Origin of the sequence: Sphingobacterium sp. R2 (genome assembly GCF_040760075.1) — a bacterium.
Classification (GTDB): domain Bacteria; phylum Bacteroidota; class Bacteroidia; order Sphingobacteriales; family Sphingobacteriaceae; genus Sphingobacterium.
This window is the reverse complement of record NZ_CP142884.1, coordinates 2,638,914-2,661,668: the sequence shown is the minus strand read 5'-3', so window position 1 is coordinate 2,661,668 and position 22,755 is coordinate 2,638,914. Positions and strand designations below refer to the sequence as shown.

Below are 22,755 nucleotides of genomic sequence, written 5' to 3'. Positions count from 1 at the left end.
TTTATAAACTTCTGAAATTAATTACATTTATTAATTAAATACAAACCCATCTATAATGTCAAAAAACTTTTCAATTGATGCTCGTACTCTCATACACTTGGGAAGAGAAAGTATAAAGGATCATACAACCGCATTACTTGAACTAGTAAAAAATTCTTACGACGCCGATGCTAACGTCGTCGAAATTGAAATCTATAAAAAGGAAACTCAAGATCTAATTAGGATTGCAGATGATGGTGAGGGAATGACGGAAAAGGACATAGATGATAAATGGCTTAGAATTGGCTATTCCCATAAAAAAAATGATAAACAAACATCGAAGAAAAACAGAAGAAAAACAGGTGAGAAAGGAATAGGTCGATTATCCGCTGACCGACTTGGAGAAGTTTTGGAGATTAAAACCATCTCAGAGGGAAATCATCCATATGGTCTAAAAATAGATTGGGAACTATTCAATCAAGACAACTTAGATCTATCGAAAATAGAATTAGAGGAAATTCAGAATCCATTATTAAGACTTCCTACTCAAAAAAAACAAGAGACAGGAACAGAGATGCTAATTTCTAAGTTAAGAACTGACTGGACAGATGAAAATATTCAGAACTTATATACAGAATTATCTATTTTAACATCTCCATTCAAGGAAGTTCAAGACTTCGAAATATACATAAAGAATGATATAGCTCCCGATTTCAATGGTAAGGTAGAACCATCTCCACAAGTTCATCCTGAAATCGAAATTGAACTTGATTATGATGGTGTATCGGAATCGATAGAATATATCATTAAAGATCGGTTTAATAGTGATAAACCATTGAAGTCATCTTCAACATGGCCTCAATTAATGCAAAAAGTGATAGATCCTTTTGATTATCCTTATTCACAAGCTTTAACTTGCGGTCCAGTTAAAATTAAACTTCTGCTCTATCCGAGAACGAAAGCCTTAGCGGAAGGCACAAAATTTACGTTGACAGAATTGAGAGAGTTTGTCAATAAGAATATTGGTATAAAAATCTATCGTGATAACATTAGTGTAAAACCGTATGGTTATTTAAATGTACAATACGGTGGTGACTGGTTGGGACTGGCAGAAAGACATTCTCGAAATCCTGCGGGGTTAGATAGAGAAGATTACAGGGTAGTCGCCAACCAATTGGTTGGCGCCATTTTCGTAGGTAGAGATACCAATCCAGACTTGACTGATAGTGCCTCTCGAGAAGGCTTGATCGAGAACGAGGCATTTTATGATCTCCGTGCTCTGACACTTGGAGCATTAGCATTGCTTGAAAATAGAAGATATCAAATCTATCAATCAAAAAAAGTTCAAGAAGTTGTAAAACCTACTCCCACAGAAAGTTCCGACATTTTCAAGAATAAGATTGAAACTGCGAAGAAAACTATAGAGTCTCTTAAGGAAATGAGCAAATCTTCAATTAAGGCAATTGAAATCGCCAAAAATGTTGAAGATTTTATAAAAGATGCAGAACAAGCATCAGTTTCCTTCGAAGAATTGCTGAAGCATACAAGGGTACTAGCCGGTTTAGCAACTTTAGGTATAGCTGCTGCTGTTTTCGGACACGAAACACAAAATGCTATTACTGAATTTAATGCTGCCGCTGAATTAGCCAACGAATATTTGGAATATTCTCCCGAAGATCTTGAGATAATAAGAAACGAATTAAATAAGGCCATAAAATTTGGAAACCAAGTTGCCGCTTGGGGTGCCTTTTCTTTAACAAGGGTTCAGAAGGAGAAGAGAAAGAAGGAAAATAAAAATGTTGATCAAATAATCTCTAATATTATCGGTGAACTTGAAGTGATTCTAAATAATGTAAGTATTGAACTTGAGTTAAAACTAGACTCAATTGTTGCTAAAGCTTATCCAATGGATATTGAATCCATATTAGTCAACATCTTAACAAATGCTTATACCGCTTGTTTGCAAAAGCCAGTTGGAAGCAGAAAAATAAAAATAGAGTCATACTATGAGGAACATAATAATCAAAAGGGATTTTATTTAAATATTGTAAACTCGGGCCCACCAATTGACGAAACATTGTATGAATGGATTTGGGAACCATTAAATACTTTAAAACAGGACTCTAAAAATAGAGAGACTGGGACTGGACTGGGGTTAACTATCGTTAAATCAATAGTTGATGATTTAAAAGGAAGCTGCACAGTAACCAACAATAAAACTTTCGGTGGTGCTGAGTTTAAAATTTGGTTTCCGTTAAAATAGAAATTATGCCTAAGATTGCCATTGTAGATGATCGAAAAGATTTAAGAGAAACACTAGAGAATAAGATCAAACTCTACTTAAGAAAACTGAAATTAAACTGGGAAGTTGTTGGAATAGCGCCTTTTTTAGAAAAGGATGATTATTTAAATTGGATTAGAGAAAATGATATTGCAGTGTTAATCCTCGATGAAAGACTACAGGAAGTACAAAATAACGGATTGAGTGTAAATTATAACGGAAGTCACCTTATAGAATGTTTACGAAAAACTCTACCGGATTTTCCTGTCTATGCGATAACAGGTTATGAAACTGATTCCGATCTTCAAGATAAATTCCCACTTTTTGATGAAATTTTAAGTAGAGATTCCTTCTTTAAAAGAGCTAATGAATATATCCTAAGATTTACTAGATCCGGTCAGAGGTTTCTAGACACTTATAATTCTCATTTAATTAAAATTTCAAAAATTTCAAATCTTATCGCTGTGGGAAAAGCTACGGAAGAAGATATCAAAGAATTAAATTCAATACAGGAATATTTAAATATTCCTTTTACATCCTATTATTATTTGGATCGAGAGGCATGGCTTAAAGATTATTTGGACAATATAGACGGTCTTAAAAAGATTAGTAATGAAATTCAAGATTTTATTTCAAAAAACAAACAATAATGTGGAAAAGAATACCTAAAGAAAAATCAATTCCGCCTACAATAGGTAAATATTCTGACTGGAAACCACTATTAGCGGTTGAAGGCTATCACCAATGTTTATACTGTACCATTTCTGAAAGTTCATTTGGAGGAATTAGAAATTTTCATGTCGAACATTATCGACCAAAAGGTATTCCACGATTTTCGCATTTAGAAAATGATTATTCAAACTTATATTATGCATGTGCCATTTGTAATACATTTAAATCTGATGATTGGCCAGATGATCCTGACGAAATGCTAACTAAGGCATGTTACCCAGATCCCTCAAAAGTCGATTATGCATTATTATTTGGGGTCGATGGCATAACGGGATTAGCAACAGGGAAAAATTTGACCGGCATATATTTAAGTAATAAGCTATATTTAAATCGCGCTCAGCTAATCATCGAAAGACGTAGTAGAATAGCTAAAAAGAGATATGAAGAATTAATAAATATAATCATTGAACAGAAAAAGGTACTTTTTAACCTAGCTAAATCAGGAAACAAAAATGCTTTAATCCTATTGGAGAATCTTGATCAAAAATTATCCCAAGTGGAAGCTATATTTCATTTAAAAGATTCTACGAATCCCTACAACTCAAACCAAACTAAAAAACTCACAAGCTAATTGCAAGATATTCGCTAACTTCGCATATGAAAAAAATATTCGCTTTTTTAGCATTTCTCGATCCAATCGAAGCGGACCGATTAATTGTATCGGCGTATATTTATGATAATGAAATACTTCCAGAAAACAATCAATTTATACATGAGTATATTATTACGGAAGCATTCGAAGAAGAATACAGGCTATTAGGTGAATTTCGAGAATTACTTGCAGAACAATTTAGTGAAATTACATTAGAAACAGTTATTAAGCTTTTCGAAAATGTTGTTTCTCCTGCAGATCGAATAGTTAATGGAGCGATCTACACCCCTATTAACATACGTGAATATATTGTTAACAAAGCATTTGAGAATCACGCTAATTTAGAAGAAGTTGTTGTTGGCGACATCGCATGTGGATGCGCAAGTTTCTTATACACAGCTGCCAGAGAATTAAAAACCCGTACAAACAGAACATATTTCCAGATCTTTAGCGAGAACCTCTATGGGCTGGATATTCAAGAGTACTCAGCAACAAGGGCTAGGCTTTTATTGACCCTTTTGGCACTTACTGAAGACGAAGATCCAGAAGAGTTTAATTTCAACCTCCATGTTGGCGATGCACTTACGTTCAACTGGGCAGATAATGTTCCTGGATTTGTCGGATTCGCCATTTTGTTGGGTAACCCACCTTATGTTCGTTACCGCAATATGGACGAACAAACACGCCTTAACCTAAGACATTGGGAAGTGGCTCAGGTAGGTCTTACTGATTTGTATATACCGTTTTTTCAAATCGGAATCGAAAACCTGCAGCCAAATGGTGTATTAGGTTTCATCACAATGAATAGCTTTTTTAAAAGCTTAAATGGAAGAGCTTTACGACAGTATTTCTCAGATCATCAACTTGATTTTATAATCGAAGATTTTGGAGCAGAACAAATCTTCAAATCAAAGAACACATATGTATGCATCTGCTTTATATATAATCGTCAAGCCGAAGCAATACGTTATGCAAGCATTACCGGAGAGACTCTGAATGAACCTAGAGAACATCATATACGGCCATATGTCACGTTAAATAACCGAAGTGGTTGGAACTTAAGAAATACAGCGACTGTAACTGCTATCGAGAATACCGGTCGACCGTTTGGAGAAATATACACTACGAGGCATGGCATCGCAACACTTAAAAATGACATCTACATCTTCTCCCCTGCTGATGAAGATGATAATTTCTTTTACTTACAGAACGGACAACGGTTCGAAATTGAACGTGGTATCTGTAAGGAAATCGTTAACTCGAATAAATTGAGCCGTGTAAAGGATATAAATTCTTTGAAAGAAAAGGTTATTTTTCCTTATGAACAAACGGGCAATCGAGTCACGATTATGCCAGAAGAAAAGATTCAAGATCTATATCCTAATGCATATCGTTATCTAAAATATAAAAGGAGTATTCTAGATGAGCGCGACAAAGGAGGAGCAAAAAAATATGACAATTGGTATGCCTATGGCCGGACACAGTCGTTAGAGAGAATGAGACATAAATTGTTCTTTCCAAAATTCTCTGATGTCACTCCATCTTTTCTAGTTGACCATGACGAAAACTTGATGTTTTATAATGGTTTGGCGCTCATAGGTGAGAGTGAACAGGATGTAGAAATCGCTCGTAAGATCATGGAATCAAAAGTGTTCTGGTATTACATAGAATCTACTAGTAAACCTTATTCCAATAAATACTATTCTTTGAATAGCACTTACATCAACAATTTCGGTGTATGTGATTTGTCGGAAGAGGAGCTTGATTTCCTCTTAAATGAGACAAACCAAGCTCATTTAGACGAGTTTTTTGGAGATAAATATGGTGTAACCATATAACGATAAATGATAATTTATGAAAAAAGTATTAATAACAGATTTAGACGACACTATTTGGAATTGGTTTAAAATGTGGTATGAATCGTCTAATAATTTTTATAACAATATAATTGAACATTTGGGTAAAGATCCTGAAAAACTTTATAAAGACTTCCGGGCTGTACATCAAAAATATCACACTAGTGAAGCTTCACATGAAATAGACGAAATTGAATCCTTAACAATTGACGATATAAATTTTATAAGAAATAAGGCATTTATAGGAAATAAAACTATCATGCACAAATATAACTCAGATAGAGTTCACAATCTGATGCTATATCCAAATGTCTTAGAAACATTAGAAGTTTTACGTTCAAAAAATATAAAAATAATTGGCTTTACAGAAAGCAATACTTTTCATACATTAAAAAGAATCAAACAACTAGGACTCGAGTCTTTCTTTGATTCTATCTATGCTCCGATCGATTTAGGGAAAAAAGACATGACAAAACGTTTTTACCAAAAAGATCAATATATTTCAAAATCCATTAAATTAAATGAGCTTCCAAAAGGTACAAAAAAACCCAATAAAGACGTATTATTAACAATATTAAAAGAAAATAATTTCACTGCGGAAGATGCTATTTATGTTGGGGATAAGCTTCAAAAAGACATTGCGATGGCAAATGATGCTAATGTTTTTTCTGTTCACGCTAAATACGGAGATATCCCTATTGACGAAAGTTATAAACTACTTCAAAAAGTATCGCATTGGTCAGAAGAAGATGTCCAATATGAAGCAAAAATAAAAAAACAAACAGAAGGAATAACTATTAAACCAAACTTGGAAATAACAAACTTCAATCAAATACTGAACCTATTTTAAAACATGGAAAATACGGAAAAACAGGATTCTCTAAATTTTATAACGATATGGTCTAAGTGTATTGACATCCAAATGCACTTTAATTCAATAAACTTAACAATAAAGAGTTTAGCAATTACAGGTTTTACATTTTTCATAGCAGGATTAGGATATTTGTATAAAGAAAAGGTTTATCTGGAAGAAATTAATATTCTGATGTGGTTTTCTCTTATGGGAGCACTTATCATTATTCTCTTCTATTTTATAGATAGATTTTGGTATCATCTATTCCTTAAAGCGACATCAACACATATCGATTTTCTTGAAAAGAATAATGAATTACCCTCAGCTCTAAAAGAAGCCTTAAAGGTAAGTGAACGAATAGGCATTGAAAGTAAGAAGCCAATTAATGGTGTTTTAATACTCAATTCGGAAAGAAAAACTAATATATTTTATTCAATACTTATAATACCTTTCATAGTAATTGCAACATATGCATTCTTTGAGCATGGGAAGTCAAAATCAAATGAAGAAATTACAGAATTAGAAAGTAAAATAGAATTAAATAGTTTAGAGATATCGAAATTAAAACGTCTATTTTTGGATTCTACAAAAATGCAAGTGAGGGACACTTCGAATAATAGTCTGCAAAAAGTTAATTGACCTAAGGATGATGAGATTGTATCAATAATTCTTTTAAATAGAGAGTATAAGCTATAATTCAGCACATTTGATGAGATGGTGTATATGTTTTCTTTAATCAAGCTAGCGGATCGTGTTCTTAAAACAGTGGAAACGGAATCGCATCAAAAGGAAGCATTGGAACTGGCATTGAAGACAATTAAATAACCTTAATAGAATAGCGAAATGAGTGTAGACAAATTGGATATGCAATCAGCAAATTTAGTGAATCAGAATATAGAAAAATTAGCGGAGTTGTTTCCGAACTGCGTGACTGAAAGTGGTACAGGAAAGGCTATAGACTTTGATTTATTACGACAAGAATTGAGTCATGCCGTTGTGGAAGGTAACAAAGAACGCTACCGTCTGGAGTGGCCAGGGAAGAAAGAAGCGATAGTAATTGCAAACTCGCCAACAACCAAGACACTTCGTCCTATTCGTGAAGATTCGGTAGATTTTGACAATACCGAAAACATCTATATTGAGGGCGACAATCTGGAAGTGCTTAAGCTATTACAGGAAAGTTACCTTGGTAAAATCAAAATGATTTACATAGACCCTCCATATAATACAGGAAAGGACTTCGTCTATAAAGACAACTTTGCTAAAGATACTCAGGAAGAGCTTTTTGAAAGTGGACAAAAGGATAAGTACAATCAGCGCTTAGTCGTTAACCCGGAAACAGCCGGACGTTACCATTCCAATTGGCTTAGTATGATGTACCCAAGGCTGAAATTGGCTCGAAATCTTCTTAAAGAGGACGGTGTAATTTTTATCTCTATCGATGATAATGAGGTGCATAATTCAAGAAAAATTTGTGACGAAATTTTTGGAGAAGGGAATTTTGTGGCAGAATTAGTATGGGAAAGAGCATATTCACCAAAAAACGATGCGAAGTTCATTTCGAATAGTCATGACTATATTTTAATGTATGCTAAGTCCGTTGATAGTTTCAAGATAGGTCGAATCGAAAGAACTGATGCAGCAAATGCTCGTTATAGAAATTTTGATAATGACCCCAGGGGAGTATGGAAACCTAGTGATATGTCTGTTAAAACCTATAATGCGGATAACGATTACCCAATAACCACTCCTTCTGGGCGGGTTGTAGAACCTCCAGCAGGGCGCTGCTGGAGGCTCTCGAAGAATGCGTTCTTCGAGAGACTCCGTGATAATAGAATTTGGTTTGGTACTGATGGAAATAGTGTGCCGTCAATAAAGCGTTTCTTGACAGATCTAAAGTTCGATGGTATGGCTCCAACTTCAATATTATTTTATAAAGATGTTGGGCATAGTCAAGAAGGAGCTAAAGAGGTGGTTTCACTCTTTGAAGGGAGAGGACATTTCGATGGCCCTAAACCTCAAAGATTAGTGAGTAGGCTTATAACATTAGCAAATACTGATAAAGATTCTATCATCCTCGACTTCTTCTCCGGCTCAGCCACCACTGCTCATTCGGTAATGAAAATGAATGCTGAAAAAAACGATGGTAAATGTAAATACATTATGGTCCAACTTCCTGAATCTACTGATGAAAAAAGTGAAGCTTACAATGCTGGATACAAAAACATCTGTGAGATAGGTAAAGAACGTATTCGTCTTGCCGCCAAGAAAATCAAAGAAGAAACTGGTGCAGAGATAGATTACGGATTTCGTGTGTACCGACTGGATGATAGTAATATGCAGGAAGTATATTATAAACCTCAAGAATATACGCAAGCGAATCTAGACTTGTTTGCAGATAATGTAAAATCTGACCGAACAGCAGATGACCTTCTGGCACAAGTCATGCTCGACTGGGGACTTCCATTGAGTTTGAAGATTGAACGATTGGAAATTGTAGGAAAGGAAGTTTTCCGCGTTGCTGAAGATTCATTATATGCATGTTTCGATAAAGGACTTGATGAGACATTTGCCAAAGAAATAGCAAAAGATAAACCTTTACGTGTGGTCTTTAGGGATAACGGATTTAAGGATGACACAGCGAAGGTCAATGTCAAGCAATTGCTGAAGCAATTGAGTCCAGAAACTGAAATGAAGGTGATCTAATGAAAAATGCAGCAGAATTAATTCAACAGCTCAATCACACCGATGAATGTAATTGGATAGAAGCTAAGCGCGGAAGTGCTATTGATCGATCCATATTGGAAAGCGTGTGTGCCTTCTCCAACGAACCAGGTCTGGGAGGTGGTTACATCTTGTTTGGTGTAGAAAAGGAAGAGTTATCTTTATTCCCAACTTACTATGCCTCTGGGGTAGAACAGTCAGATAAAATACAGCTTGACCTGAGCTCGCAGTGTGCGTCGATGTTTAACCAATCCATTCGCCCTATTATACATGTCGAATCTGTCGACGGAAAAAATGTTATCGTAGCTTATGTGCCAGAGCTTCCGAATGGACAGAAACCAATCTATTTTAAAAGTGAGAAGTTACCTCACGGAGCTTATCGCCGTATAGGATCTTCAGACCAACGCTGTACAGACGATGATCTGTTTGTATTCTTTAATAAAGAAGATAGTTTTGATAGTACTTTGGTAGGCGGTTCTTCTCTCGATGATATTAGTGAAGAAGCTCTTGCATTATATAGACAGCTTCGTAGTAAGGTAAATTCTTTTGCGGAAGAACTGCAGTACAATGACGAAGATTTACTCTATTCATTAGGGTGCATCCGAAAAGAAAAAGGAGAAATCCAACTGACATACGCAGGCTTACTGATTTTTGGAAAACGAGTAGCACATCGCCGGCTGTTGCCTATGGTCCGTGTGGATTATATACGGGTTCCGGGTAATGAATGGATGGAAGATCCCGAAAATAGGTTTACCACTATTGACATGCGTGGTTCGCTTTTAGAGATGGTGCAACGTGTCTTTAGTCAGATTACGGATGACCTTCCTAAAGGCTTTATTCTTCCTGAAGGCGAACTACAAGCCGAAAGTAATGGACTGCCTACTCGTGTCCTTCGTGAGGCTATTGTCAACGCATTGATCCATAGAACTTATCGGGAGAACCAACCTATACAGATTATCCGCTATGGTAACCGCATCGAGATTAAGAACCCTGGCTTTTCCTTAAAACCGGAGGATAATTTGGGAGAACCGGGCTCGAAGAGCCGAAACCCATTTATTGCAGCTGTATTCCATGAAACTAACTTGGCGGAGACCAAAGGTTCGGGAATACGTACGATGAGGGCTTTGATGGAAAAAGCAAACCTTTTACCGCCGACATTCGAAAGTGATCATGGTCGTAACCAATTTACCGTACGTTTACTTCTTCATCACTTTTTGGGAGTGGATGATGTACAATGGCTGTCGACTTTTGAAAATTATTCGCTAAATGAAGATCAGAAACGTGCGTTAATTTTTACTCGTGAAGTCGGTGCTATAGATAATTCTTCGTATAGACAGCTTAACGGTGTAGATATTCTCAAAGCCAGTAGTGATCTTAGGGATATGCGTATTAAAGAATTACTAATTCAAAAAGGTAAAGGTAGAGCTACCTATTATGTTGTCGGTAAAAACTTTATTGCCGGAGATGGAGCAGAAGATAGTAAACCACCTGTAAGCGTTAGTGCACCAGTTGATGATATTGAAATACAAATTCTCGAAGATAGTGAACCAGCTGTAGCTGATATTGAACCACCTGTAGCTGATAGTGAACTACCTCTAGCTGTTAGTGAACTACCTCGTAATGTTGAAGGTACAATATCTGAGGATATTTTAAAGCGCCTGCCTCAAGAACTGATAAATGAAATACCATTGTATAGAAAGCGAATACAAGACAAAACCTTGTTAGCAGATTTTATTTACCGACTTTGTGAGACAGATAGTTTTCAGCTACATGAGCTTTCTACAATACTCAACAAAACAGAAAAATACCTCTTGTCTAATTTTATAAAACCCCTTCGTGAGAAAGGAATACTGGAATACACAATCCCAGACATGCCAAATCATTTCAAACAGGCTTACCGTGCCGCCAAAAAATAAGCTGAAACATGAAATTACAATTTAAAGAACAGGACTTTCAGATTCAGGCGGCCAAAACCGTGGTCGATTGTTTTCAAGGACAACCGTTGAAAACGAATCGATTTACCCTTGAGCGGAGTCGAGAGCTTATCCGAAAAGCAAAACAGGCTGCCAGCGGTGCTATACAGACTTCGGCCTTTGACCATGAAATTCTAGAAGATATTGGTTATCGAAATAGCCTAATTCAGGTAGTAGATAATCAGATTCTCGAAAATATACAGGAGGTACAGCGGGGACAGGGACTGAGCAAAAGCCAAAGCATTGAACGTCCTAAAGGTGTGAAGCTTGGCTATAACCTGACCATAGAAATGGAAACGGGTACAGGTAAGACTTATACCTATATCCGTACCATGTATGAGCTAAACAGACATTATGGATGGAGTAAGTTTATTGTAATCGTGCCAAGCATTGCTATCCGTGAAGGTGTGTATAAATCGTTTCAGGTGACGCAGGATCATTTCCAAGAGCTGTACGGACATAAGATCAATCCATTTATCTATAATTCCGGTAGACCACAAGATATAGAGAGTTTTGCTTCCGACAACCGCATATCAGTTATGATTATTAACACGCAGGCCTTCAACGCTAGTGGTGCGGATGCACGGCGTATCTATATGGAGCTTGATCAATTCGGAACGCGTAAGCCTATCGATATCCTTGCGCAGACAAATCCAATCTTGATCATTGACGAACCTCAATCCGTAGATGGGGAAAAAACACTGAAAAGCATGCAAGATTTCAATCCGCTATTTACCTTACGCTATTCGGCTACGCACAAGGTAGAATATAATAAGGTATTTCGGCTAGATGCTCTCGATGCTTACCACCAAAAGTTGGTCAAAAAAATCCAGGTGAAAGGAATTAACCTAAAAGGTTCGACGGGCACAACGGGCTACCTCTATCTCGAACAAATTAGCCTGAGTACAACGAAGCCGCCATTTGCGGTAGTAGAGTTTGAAGAACGGTCAGGAGATGGAGTGAAAAAAGTTCGCAGAAAATTAGCCGAAGGTGCTAATCTTTACGAACTATCTGGTAACCTTCCCGTCTATAAAAATCATACTATTACAGAGGTAAACGGGTATCTCAATAAAATAGTCGTCAATGGTGAGGATATTTATCCCGGAGATATCGTGAACGACAAAGATGAATTGGCATTCCGCAGGGTACAAATTAGGGAAACGATCTTATCGCATCTTCAAAAAGAAAAACAACTTTTTGATAAGGGAATTAAAGTATTGAGCTTATTCTTCATCGATTCGGTGGAGAAATATCGTATATACGATGGCAATGGTGAAAAAGAACTTGGTGAATATGCCCAAATATTTGAGGAGGAATATAATAAGGTACGTAATGACTTTTTGGACCTATTCCAGCAAGATTATAATGACTACCTAAAAGATACCGATCCAAGTCAGGCACACAAAGGCTATATGCCACCCAACTATTTTGATTATCTACAGCGTGATGATGCAGGCAAGATACATGAGGGCTACTTCTCCATAGATAAGAAAGGAAAATCTATAGACCCATCACTAAAACGTGGCAAAGAAGATTCTGACGATATATCAGCTTACGATCTGATCATGAAGGACAAAGAGCGTTTACTCAGTTTTGAGGAACCCACGCGCTTTATTTTTTCCCACTCCGCATTGAAAGAAGGTTGGGATAATCCCAATGTCTTCCAGATATGCGCTCTAAAGAGTGCAGAAACCGGAAGCCAAACCAGGCGTAGACAAGAAGTTGGACGGGGTATGCGTTTGTGTGTGGATAAACGTGGAGTGCGCCAGGACTTTGAACTTATTGGTGAGCAAGTTCATGAGGTCAACAAACTAACCGTTGTTGCTTCGGAAAGCTATGAAGCCTTTGCTAAAGGCCTACAAACTGAGATAGCAGCTACACTGGCTGATCGTCTACAAAAAGCTGAAATAGAGTATTTCGTTGGTAAGGTGGTCATCAATGAACAAGGTGAATCGCGGCGATTGACTGAAGATGACGGAAAAAAGCTCAACAAACTACTTTATAAGCACGATGTGATTGATGTAGATGATAAGATTACCGCTGAAGGACAAGAACTGATTGAACAAGGCAAAATACCATTACCAGAGCAACTGGAGTCCTATCGAAAATCGATTATCCAATTGCTCCAATCAATTTATACAGGAGAGTCCTTCAAACCTGAAGACGAACGGCAGACGATCGTTTTGCAGACCAACCCGAATTTCAAAAAGAAAGAGTTTCAGGCGCTTTGGGATAAAATTAATCTCAAAACAGTCTACGAAGTTCGCTTTGATACAGAGAGATTAGTTTACGAAAGTAAAACACTGATAAACGCCAAATTGCATATTAGCACGCGAATGTATGAAGTGAAAACCGGAGAACTGGAAGATGGCACCAAAGAACAAATGGCGCAAGGATTATTAATCCGTGAATCAAAACGGCAATATATGAAGTTAGATAATAACTTGTATACAAACGCGCTGTATGACATTGTTGGTGAGATCGAGCAAAAAACAAATCTTACACGGCGTACCATAGTGGATATCCTTAAATCTATCCACGAGGAAAAATTTCTGATGCTCCGCCGAAACCCGGAGGAATTCATTGCGAAATGCAGCAAATTGATCAATGAGGCAAAGGCTAAGTTGATCATCAATAATATCGTGTATCATAAAATAGAGGATAGGCATGATGCGAAAACAGTATTTACAAATGATAAGTCTGCTTTGCGAAATTCGGATCTTCTGAAGAAACATATTTATGATTACCTGACTTCGGACTCTAAAATAGAAGCCGATTTTGCAGAAGCTTTGGAAAACAGCTTAGAAGTAGTTGTGTATGCTAAATTGCCCAAGAGTTTTTATATCTCTACGCCGGTATCAAATTACAGTCCGGACTGGGCAATCGTATTTGATAAAGGCAAGGTACGCCATATTTACTTTGTTGCTGAAACCAAGGGTTCTGATTCGGATATGGATTTGCGCGAAATCGAAAAGCTTAAGATTCATTGCGCCCAGGAACACTTTAAAGAGATCAGTGGCGGTGTTGTGAAATTCGATACAATAAGTAATTACGGTAAATTGTTGGACATAGTTCAGGTTATATAGCCTATGCAACTCATCGATAATATCAACAAACGCCTTGGTGACGACCTACGGCAACAGATTCAACGAGGAAGTAGGTTAAGCATAGCCGCCTCTTCTTTCTCTATCTATGCCTTTGAAGCGCTTCGCAATGAACTGGGCGAAATCGATGAGCTTCGCTTTATATTCAGTTCGCCTACATTCGTAGAAGAAAACTTAAAGAAAGAAGTCCCCAAGTTTTTCATCCCCCATCTACACAAAGAGGCTAACCTTTGTGGTGGAGAATTTGAACTTCGGCTCAAGAATCAGCTTAATCAACGTGCTATTGCACGGGAATGTTCAAAATGGGTAAAAGACAAGGTTCGGTTTAAGTCGAATCGGCATTTTCATCAACCCTTACATGGAATGATACATGTGAAGAACAGTGCAGAGAATTCAGTCAATTATGCCCATATTGGAGGCTTTACGACTGCCGATTTAGGATTTACACATAAAAAAGGCTTCCCTACCCTGATTCAAAAAACAAACTATCCAGATAGTGAAGCTTATCTGGAATGGTTTGATCAGGTGTGGAAAAACGAAGAAGATCTAAAAGAAGTAACCGAGCAAGTGCAAAGCTATTTTGAGACAGCTTATAAAGAGAACAGTCCCGAGTTTATCTATTTCATTACGCTATACAATATTTTTAATGATTTTCTTGAAGACCTTTCCTTGAATACATTGCCTAATGATCAAATTGGTTTTAAAGATACGTTAATATGGAGCAAGCTCTACAATTTTCAACGTGATGCTGTAATAGGTGCCATTAACAAGCTTGAAAAATATAGCGGCTGCATTTTAGCGGATAGTGTAGGCTTGGGCAAAACCTTCTCTGCTTTAGGGGTGATCAAATACTACGAAATGCGGAATAAGGATGTTCTGGTATTGTGTCCAAAAAAATTAGAAGCGAACTGGAATGTCTACCGTCATAATGACAAGAACAATTTTTTGGCAGCGGACCGCTTCCGGTATGATGTATTATTTCATACAGATCTCAGTCGCGACCAAGGTATGAGCAACGGTAGAAGTTTGGAAAATGTCAATTGGGGGAATTATGGTTTGGTGGTCATTGACGAATCTCATAATTTCAGAAATAACAATCCATATTCAGACCGGGAAAATCGATATCAGAAACTATTGCGTAAAGTGATTAAGGAAGGAATCGAGACAAAGGTCCTTATGTTGTCCGCAACACCTGTCAACAACCGTTTTGCGGACTTACGGAATCAATTAGCATTGGCGTACGAGGGGGAAGCCGCCATTATAGATCAAAAATTGGATACCAAAAGCTCCATAGAGCAGGTTTTCAGAAAAGCACAACAAGCTTTCAATACCTGGAGTAAATACGATACGACATATCGTACAACTGAAAATCTATTGGAGATGCTTGACTTTGATTTCTTCGAAATATTGGATTCATTAACCATCGCACGATCGAGAAAGCACATTACTACCTATTACGACATCAGTGCTATCGGTAAGTTTCCGAAGCGAAATGAGCCACTCGCAATTCAAAGCCCTTTAACGGAGGATGGACATATCACCTACGTGCAAATAGCAGAAAGTCTGACACTATTAAATCTTTCGGTCTACACGCCATTGAATTACATTCTCGACAGCAAGTTGGATTATTATCGATCCCTGTACGATAAGGAAGTTCGTGCGGGAGCGAGCAAATTATCACAAAAAGATCGGGACAATAGCTTACGTATTCTCATGCGTATTAACCTTTTAAAGCGGCTAGAGAGCTCTGTTGATTCATTCCGTATCACGCTTCAAGGTATTATCGGTTTAATTGAGAAAACACAAAAGACTATCAAAAATGGTGTAAAATTAGATGATGAAAGTATGCAGGCAAGAATTGAAGATGAAAATTTTGACTGGGACTCCGATTGGGGTGATGAGGAATACTTTATTGGTAAAAAAATCAAAGTCCATGTTGCCGACATAGATGTTTATCGTTGGCAAGAAGATTTGCAGGATGATCTAAAGCTACTACGCAGTATTTGGGATAGCATTGAGCTTGTCCGTGGAAATAACGATTACAAACTTCGTCAGCTTCTTGAATTATTAGAAGGAAAAATAAACCATCCTTTTAATGGTCAGAATAAAAAAGCGATTGTCTTTACCGCTTTTGCAGATACAGCAAATTATCTGTACGAGCATATTGAAACTCATTTTAAAAATAAATATGGCATCAATACAACGCTCATTACTGGATCGAGAAAAATCAGTTCAGCAAAAACTATACCTTCGGATTTGAATCCATTACTCACTTGCTTTTCTCCGATATCAAAAGGAAAATCTCAGTTATATCCACAGATAAATGAAGAGATTGACATTCTGATTGCAACAGACTGCATTTCGGAGGGACAAAACCTACAGGACTGTGATTATCTAGTCAACTATGACATTCATTGGAATCCAGTGCGTATCATTCAACGATTTGGCCGGATCGATCGTATTGGATCTAAAAATGATACGATAACACTTGTCAATTTTTGGCCAGATGTGACGCTGGACGCCTATATCAATCTAAAGCAAAAAGTAGAGAGCCGTATGCTGATTTCGAATATGTCCAGTACGGGAGATGACAACATCTTGAACGCTAGAGAGCAAGATCTAGAGTACAGAAAGATACAGCTTCAAAAGCTGAAAGATGAAGTAATTGATCTCGAAGATCTTCGAGAGGGCGTAGATATAACAGATCTTGGATTAAACGATTTTCGGGTGGATCTTTCCAATTATTTTAAACTGTATGGAACATTAGATCATATTCCCGAAGGACTACATGCTATTGTTCCTTCTGATGACATGTTGCCGGCAGGTACCATATTTGTCCTGAAGAATATAAATTCGTCGGTCAACATCAATAAAGCTAATCGTTTACATCCATACTACCTGGTATATATCTGTTCGGATGGACTACTTCATCTGAGGCACGTAGAATCTAAAAAGATACTCGATGCCATGCGCAAGCTATGCAAAGGTAAAACGGAACCGATAACCGATCTTTGTAAAGAATTGAATGAAGAGACAGATGAATACCACCGCATGGATGACTATTCAAGCTTATTAAAAGATTGTATCAGCTCCATTATCCAAGCAGAAGAAGAAAAAGAAATACATAGTCTATTCCGATCAGGCGGCACCACTACATTGATGGATAAAATAAAGGGATTGGAAGATTTTCAATTAATCACTTTTTTAATTGTCCGCTAATGGTCGATCTTTTTAATTTACCGATCAGTACAGCCTACGGGAAAATTATCCCAAAGAATTCTTTTGACCGCTTTATATCGAATAAGCAAAAACAGTGGTTTACAGAGTTGATCAGTAAAATTTCCTGGACACATAAATTGGCGCCTTCAACAATAAACCTGTCCGGTAAGTATTTCATGGAAATACAGATCATACATATTGAACTAAAACAGGAGAAGCGAATATCAGAATTGCTCGCTGTTATCAACAAAAGTGTTCCTTACGGCGTGATATTTGTCGTGCAATATGGTGACCGATTTTATTTATCCGCCTCAGCCAAACATCCACACCCTACTCGTATTGATTCTTCTGTCTTGGATTGGGAATTCTTTTCAGAATGGTTCTTGGCAGAAGATAGCAACTTCCAGTTGAATTTGAAAGAAAGCCTAGATGCTGTTTTCTTTGATTTTTGTAAGCAGCTATCTCCTTTTGTATCGAAAGAAGTGAATTCTATGACTGAACTTGTCGAAAGGAGTTTGAAACTCTTTAAAATTCGGAAAAAAATTAACATACTACGATCGGCTATATCTTCCTGCGAGCAGTTTAATAAAAAAGTCGAGTTGAATTTACAGCTTAAGAGGTTGGAAGATGAGATGACTGCGATGGTATTTTAATCTTAAGCGGTTAATTATTATTTTCATCCTATACAGGGGATCCTAACATTCAATTTCCAAACTTTATGATAAGCTGAGATTGGTTGCCTTTTTGATTTAATATTTTCTAGTGTCAAATTTTCTACCCAATCAATATCTGGATAGATTATTAGACAATCAATATTACTATCATCATAATCTGAAAGCTCCAGTTTTGCTCTTACCTGTTTCAGCCGAGCATATCCAGCAACCTGTCTAATATCGGCATGGACGTATCCGCCCGACTAACTACATGTCAGTTGATTTTTTGAAGTTCTGTGGAAAAAGTTCCTTTAAGTTTTTGTGGTTTATAGACATGATGTTTTCCAGCGTGTGCTTTAACAACTGGAACGGATTTACCTCGTGCTTTTTGCAGATAGCAAAGAACGAGTAGATCATTGCAGCCCGCTGTGCTGCTTCATGGCTTCCTGCAAAGAGATAGTTTTTTCGTCCCAGGGCAACAGGGCGAATAGTATTCTCGACAAGATTATTATCAATAAGTAGATTTCCATCATAGAGGTATGCTGATAGCGCATCCCATCTAGCGTATGCATAGGCCATTGCTTTTCCGATCTGGCTTTTAGGGAGCGTATTCTTTATCTCTTCAAAGATCCACTTGCCCAGATCATTGATTATAGGTAAGGATCCTTCCAGCCGTAGTTCCTTTATCTTTTCTGGGGAAAGATTATCCTGTTTTGCTTTTCGCTCGATAGCATATAGCTGCTGTATCATCAACAGCGCTTTTTCTGCTCTGGGTCTGTCATTCTCCAAAGCTTTTTCGAACTCGCGGCGCGCGTGTGCCCAGCAGGCCAGGTGTGTCACCTCTTTCTTTTTGGCATACTTTTCATAAACACCATATCCATCCGTCTGGAGATATCCTTTAAAGTTTCCAAGCATGGGCACGGCAGCAGCGCCACCACGGGTGGGACTATAATCAAATAGCACGATACCATCCAATGGAGCGTGATAGACCCAATAATAACCGGTATGGGCAGCTCCTTTTTTATCGCTGTCCAGTACTTTTATCGGTGTCTCATCAACCTGTAAATATCCCTGTGTTTTAGTCTGGAAGATAAGCTGCTCATAAAGGGGGGCTAGTTTTTCGAGTGCCTGTTTTGTCCAACCTTCGATCGTTGATGAGGGGATCTGTATGTTTTCCCTTGCGAAGATCTGCTTTTGGCGGTATAATGGGAGGTGATCCATATACTTATGTGTTAGGATCATAGCCAGCAGGCCTGCCCCGGGGATGCCTTTATCGATTACCCGCTCAGGAAGTTCTGCCATGGATACGTCAGATTTATCTTTGGCCGCATATTTATAACGGATATAACGTTTGATATAGAACTTTGCCGGTTCACACTCCAGCTCTTCGGTGATTTCTTTGCCGATACACACCATTTCAGACAGCTCGCCTTCTGGGTGGATCTCAATTTCTTCCACAGGAAGATGCGCGGGCAATTTCGCACGTCCTTTATGGTTAGGGCGTTTACGTAAGTATTCGATTTTTTCCTTGATTTCTTGCTCTTGCTGCTCTACTTCTGCACATGGAGCTTCAAATGGAAGCATCGTCTGATTGGGATCAGACTCAAAACGTTCGCGCTTCTGACCGAACTGCATACGTTTGTACACGGCAAGTTGCGCTTCCAGATAATCTATCTTTTCGTCTCGCTCGGAAAGAGCGTGGTCACGACTGGAAATGACCTTGAGAAGGTCTTCTTTCGAGAGATTTTCCAGCGCTGTTTCCATACCGTAAAGATACTGAAAAGATACTGAAAAGATACCTTTATTCCTATTTAAAGTGAATTTTTAAGGTAAATAGAATCGTCTTTTTTGAATACTTTTCACCACCTGTATCCCCTCAATCATCAATACCAGATCGCTCCAGGACAATTCTCCATTTTTTACGTTCGGCGGCATGAAGGTGCCGCTCTCCAGACGCTTATAATAAAGTACAAAGCCTCCTTTTTCCCAGTGCAGCAGCTTCATATGCGTACGGCTACGGTTCAAAAATACGAAAACCTCACCGCTGGTTGCCTGACGTTGCATCCCTGAACTGATCAGTCCGCAGAGCCCGTCGAATGATTTTCGCATGTCGCAAAAGCCGTCATAAAGGTAAAAACGGTGCGATGAACCAAGCGCAAACATCAGTATAGACGGATCAGCTGTGACACAAGGGCAACATCGTTTTCGATTTTGATACGCACACCATTGGGATAAATAATCTCAACATCGCTCTTTCCCCGCGCCTTATCAATTGTTATAAAGCTTCCGAGGCCTGCTGTGTCATTTTCTTTACTGCGCGAAAACCAATAATAAAAGGTCGCTTCGTTGATCCCATTTTCCGCGCAGTAAGCTTTCTTACTTTTTCCGCTCCGATGCCACTCTGCTATCATAGACAGCATACGCTCGCGCTTTTCTTCTAAATTGTTCATACAGCAAGCTAAAGCCTAATGCGATCTAAGGCAATATGTACTTCATAGGACGGATACCACGCTACGGTAAGATAAAGGTGAAGGCTATTCAGTTTATCAATGCTTCGTTGTATGAGCTGTTAGATGGAAAGGCGTGATTGTTTTTCTCCTAATCTTTCCCTAAAATATTTATACTTTTCCTTTTGGAACAGGCCCAAGCTTATTCTACGGGCATTATTATAAACCTATTCCCTAAACCTTTCTCTTAATTCTTAAAACTTTAATCTTCCCCAAGTAGCTAAAAAAAACAGTCTAATTGCCGTTTAAAAGAATACTGTACTCGAAGATATTAGGGTGTTATGACAAACGAAAAGATGTTCATGTTGCATGAACATCTTTTTTGAACAGTTATATGTCAAACAGATCAAACACCAAATAGTACCACAAACTTTCTGCGGACGTACTATTGGACTTAGTTACCAGTCCAGTTTCTAAGCACTGTCGGAGTTTTTATTGTTATTTGTCCATTATGATTTCTTTTAACATAAATTTTTAAAATCGAATTCATAGGCCTACTGACATTATCCCGCATCGCAGCTTTCCATTTGGAGGTACCGTCGCCAAAATAGTTCGTATTTTTTTCAGACAATTTCTTTTGCAGCGCTTTAGAATACGAAGATTTACTACCATATACTGGTTCTAGTTCCTCTAAGTCGCCTTTTTTTGATATTTTTACTTTGAATAGAAAAACACTATCTACATCATTTTTTGTCAGCTTAGGACGACTAACTGAACTTAGAATTTTTTCAAGTTCTTTCGTTTCTCCAACATACCTGGCAGAACGCGCCCATATGTTTTCTGTAAGATAATCTCTTGTACCCGAAGAAATGGTAGCACTAAATAATGATAGATGAAGTTTTTTTCTTTCTATAGTAATGGATTTTATCCTCTGAATCTTTTCTATTCCTAGACTGGCATTCCTACTAAACTCGTCCCATTGTAAATCCAATACTTCAATCGAAGGGTATGCTTTTTTTAGAAGCCATAAATCTCCTTCAAATGTCAGGTCAAAGTGCTCAGTCTTGGTGCCTAACGAATCATTCTTAAAATTTAATAAAATGTAATAAGGTTTTAAATCCTTATATCCTATAACAATTGAATTTATTGAATCATGTAATTTAAAAAATGTCTGGTTGGTGGCAATATCGAACTGTATATCATCAGTCCAAAAGGCTGGATCATCGTTACGACTAGTTTGAGCTATACTCGTGGAAGTACAATAGAAACATATTATAATTCCTAATAAGAATGAAGAGAATATTCGTGATGTTTCTTTTAGCATAACTGATTATTTAAAATATTTAATTGAATATCCTGGTCCCCAATAATAGAATCCATTGGGGCCATAAGGCCTTTTAAAGTTTTCTTCACTTGTAATATTGTACACCTCCGAATTGATACCTCCTTTTGCAGAATACGTTCCACTACTAGGATCATAAATACCTGCATGTACAATATCACCCGATTCGTCATAAATAGCAACAATATGGCTATCACTATCTTTGGAAGTTTGTGGTGTGTATAAAGTATTAATAATTGAGCTCAAATTTCCCTCATCAACAGAAGGTGTAGCGGGATTATCTAATATCCAATAATCTCCATCGGCAATAGCATATCCCAAGCAATTAGACATTTCATTGGATAATGGAGGTCGCCTTTCTCCAGTCACAGGATCTAAAACAGATATTACTTTGTATGCTTTTACTTTTTGGTCACCTGCATATAATTCGACTTCCTGCATTAACATATTATTGCCATAGTCATTATAAATAAACTTAACTGAGGACGTTGGTTCCGCTTTTATTTTTCCATTTTCTAATCTATTCCATGGATCACCGTCATTAGGGGCATTATATCCATCATAAGAATATCCACCACCACCTGTATCATTCATGGTAAAATGATGTCCAAAACCAGAGACATAAGCAATAAAATCATCTTTAAATTGTTCCCATCCCAATGAATTATCAATATATCCACTCCGGTATCCAAATACATCCACAGTATTTAGCCTAATGCTTCCTCCAGTCAAGTAATAGCCATTTGCGTCTTCAGAAATCTGCATTCCAAGAGAGGTAAAATAGTTTACTAGTGATTCCATATTAGAGTCACTAATTCCCGAACTATAATCATATCCTCCTAAAATAGAAAATAATTCATCTTGGGAAATGACTGATAGTTCACTTTCAAGTTGTTCAAAAGCCAATTTTAATTTTCTTTTCATAATTGACAATAGTTTAAATTTGTTATTATTACATTAAAAATAAAATTAATATTAGTAAAAATCAATATTAATTTCA

The 22,755-nt window shown here is 37.4% G+C and carries 16 protein-coding genes; 11 read left to right on the top strand and 5 right to left on the bottom strand.

Translation table 11 applies throughout. From position 1 onward, the window contains the following. Window positions 1-55 precede the first annotated feature (55 nt). The 11 genes from VXM68_RS11065 to VXM68_RS11015 all read left to right on the top strand — a co-directional run bounded on the left by VXM68_RS11065 (window position 56) and on the right by VXM68_RS11015 (window position 17,966). Window positions 56-2,242, top strand: coding sequence for an ATP-binding protein (locus tag VXM68_RS11065; RefSeq protein ID WP_367211274.1), 2,187 nt, complete (start codon window positions 56-58; stop codon window positions 2,240-2,242). Window positions 2,243-2,247: 5 nt separating this feature from the next. Then, the gene (locus tag VXM68_RS11060; RefSeq protein ID WP_367211273.1) at window positions 2,248-2,910 is read left to right on the top strand and encodes a hypothetical protein; all 663 of its coding nucleotides are present in this window, start codon (window positions 2,248-2,250) and stop codon (window positions 2,908-2,910) included. Further along, window positions 2,910-3,563, top strand: coding sequence for an HNH endonuclease (locus tag VXM68_RS11055; protein ID WP_367211272.1), 654 nt, complete (start codon window positions 2,910-2,912; stop codon window positions 3,561-3,563). The genes VXM68_RS11060 and VXM68_RS11055 overlap by 1 nt, the downstream gene beginning before the upstream one ends. 26 nt (window positions 3,564-3,589) lie before the next feature. Beyond that, entirely contained in the window at window positions 3,590-5,422 is a 1,833-nt protein-coding gene (locus VXM68_RS11050) for an N-6 DNA methylase (protein WP_367211271.1), read from the top strand. Between the two features lie 16 nt (window positions 5,423-5,438). Continuing rightward, window positions 5,439-6,290: an HAD family hydrolase gene (locus tag VXM68_RS11045; protein ID WP_367211270.1), complete on the top strand. Its 852-nt coding sequence runs from the start codon at window positions 5,439-5,441 to the stop codon at window positions 6,288-6,290. A gap of 3 nt (window positions 6,291-6,293) precedes the next feature. Next, window positions 6,294-6,932 carry a hypothetical protein gene (locus tag VXM68_RS11040; RefSeq protein ID WP_367211269.1) on the top strand — a complete coding sequence of 213 codons (639 nt, stop codon included), beginning with the start codon at window positions 6,294-6,296 and terminating at the stop codon, window positions 6,930-6,932. A 204-nt stretch (window positions 6,933-7,136) separates the two neighbouring features. After that, a complete protein-coding gene (locus tag VXM68_RS11035) occupies window positions 7,137-8,999 on the top strand; it encodes a site-specific DNA-methyltransferase (RefSeq protein WP_367211268.1) in 1,863 nt (620 codons plus the stop codon). Further along, complete coding sequence (locus VXM68_RS11030) at window positions 8,999-10,933, top strand: ATP-binding protein (RefSeq protein WP_367211267.1); 1,935 nt, start codon at window positions 8,999-9,001, stop codon at window positions 10,931-10,933. Before VXM68_RS11035 ends, VXM68_RS11030 begins: the two co-directional genes overlap by 1 nt. A gap of 8 nt (window positions 10,934-10,941) precedes the next feature. After that, window positions 10,942-14,076: a type III restriction-modification system endonuclease gene (locus tag VXM68_RS11025; RefSeq protein WP_367211266.1), complete on the top strand. Its 3,135-nt coding sequence runs from the start codon at window positions 10,942-10,944 to the stop codon at window positions 14,074-14,076. Window positions 14,077-14,079: 3 nt separating this feature from the next. Beyond that, a complete protein-coding gene (locus tag VXM68_RS11020) occupies window positions 14,080-17,313 on the top strand; it encodes a helicase-related protein (protein WP_367211265.1) in 3,234 nt (1,077 codons plus the stop codon). Beyond that, window positions 17,313-17,966, top strand: a complete 654-nt coding sequence (locus VXM68_RS11015; protein WP_367211264.1) for a DUF4391 domain-containing protein — start codon at window positions 17,313-17,315, stop codon at window positions 17,964-17,966. Before VXM68_RS11020 ends, VXM68_RS11015 begins: the two co-directional genes overlap by 1 nt. 267 nt (window positions 17,967-18,233) lie before the next feature. Here the strand turns inward: VXM68_RS11015 and VXM68_RS11010 are convergent, their stop codons facing one another. The 5 genes from VXM68_RS11010 to VXM68_RS10990 form a co-directional block, all read right to left on the bottom strand. Continuing rightward, complete coding sequence (locus VXM68_RS11010; RefSeq protein WP_367211263.1) at window positions 18,234-19,730, bottom strand: IS66 family transposase; 1,497 nt, start codon at window positions 19,728-19,730, stop codon at window positions 18,234-18,236. 60 nt (window positions 19,731-19,790) lie between these two features. Continuing rightward, complete coding sequence (gene tnpB / locus VXM68_RS11005) at window positions 19,791-20,129, bottom strand: IS66 family insertion sequence element accessory protein TnpB (protein ID WP_367211262.1); 339 nt, start codon at window positions 20,127-20,129, stop codon at window positions 19,791-19,793. Further along, a complete protein-coding gene (locus tag VXM68_RS11000; protein WP_237242131.1) occupies window positions 20,129-20,416 on the bottom strand; it encodes an IS66 family insertion sequence element accessory protein TnpB in 288 nt (95 codons plus the stop codon). Before VXM68_RS11000 ends, tnpB begins: the two co-directional genes overlap by 1 nt. A gap of 451 nt (window positions 20,417-20,867) precedes the next feature. Continuing rightward, window positions 20,868-21,737 carry a hypothetical protein gene (locus tag VXM68_RS10995; protein WP_367211261.1) on the bottom strand — a complete coding sequence of 290 codons (870 nt, stop codon included), beginning with the start codon at window positions 21,735-21,737 and terminating at the stop codon, window positions 20,868-20,870. Between the two features lie 6 nt (window positions 21,738-21,743). Next, window positions 21,744-22,679 carry a hypothetical protein gene (locus VXM68_RS10990; RefSeq protein ID WP_312748035.1) on the bottom strand — a complete coding sequence of 312 codons (936 nt, stop codon included), beginning with the start codon at window positions 22,677-22,679 and terminating at the stop codon, window positions 21,744-21,746. Between the last annotated feature and the right edge of the window lie 76 nt (window positions 22,680-22,755).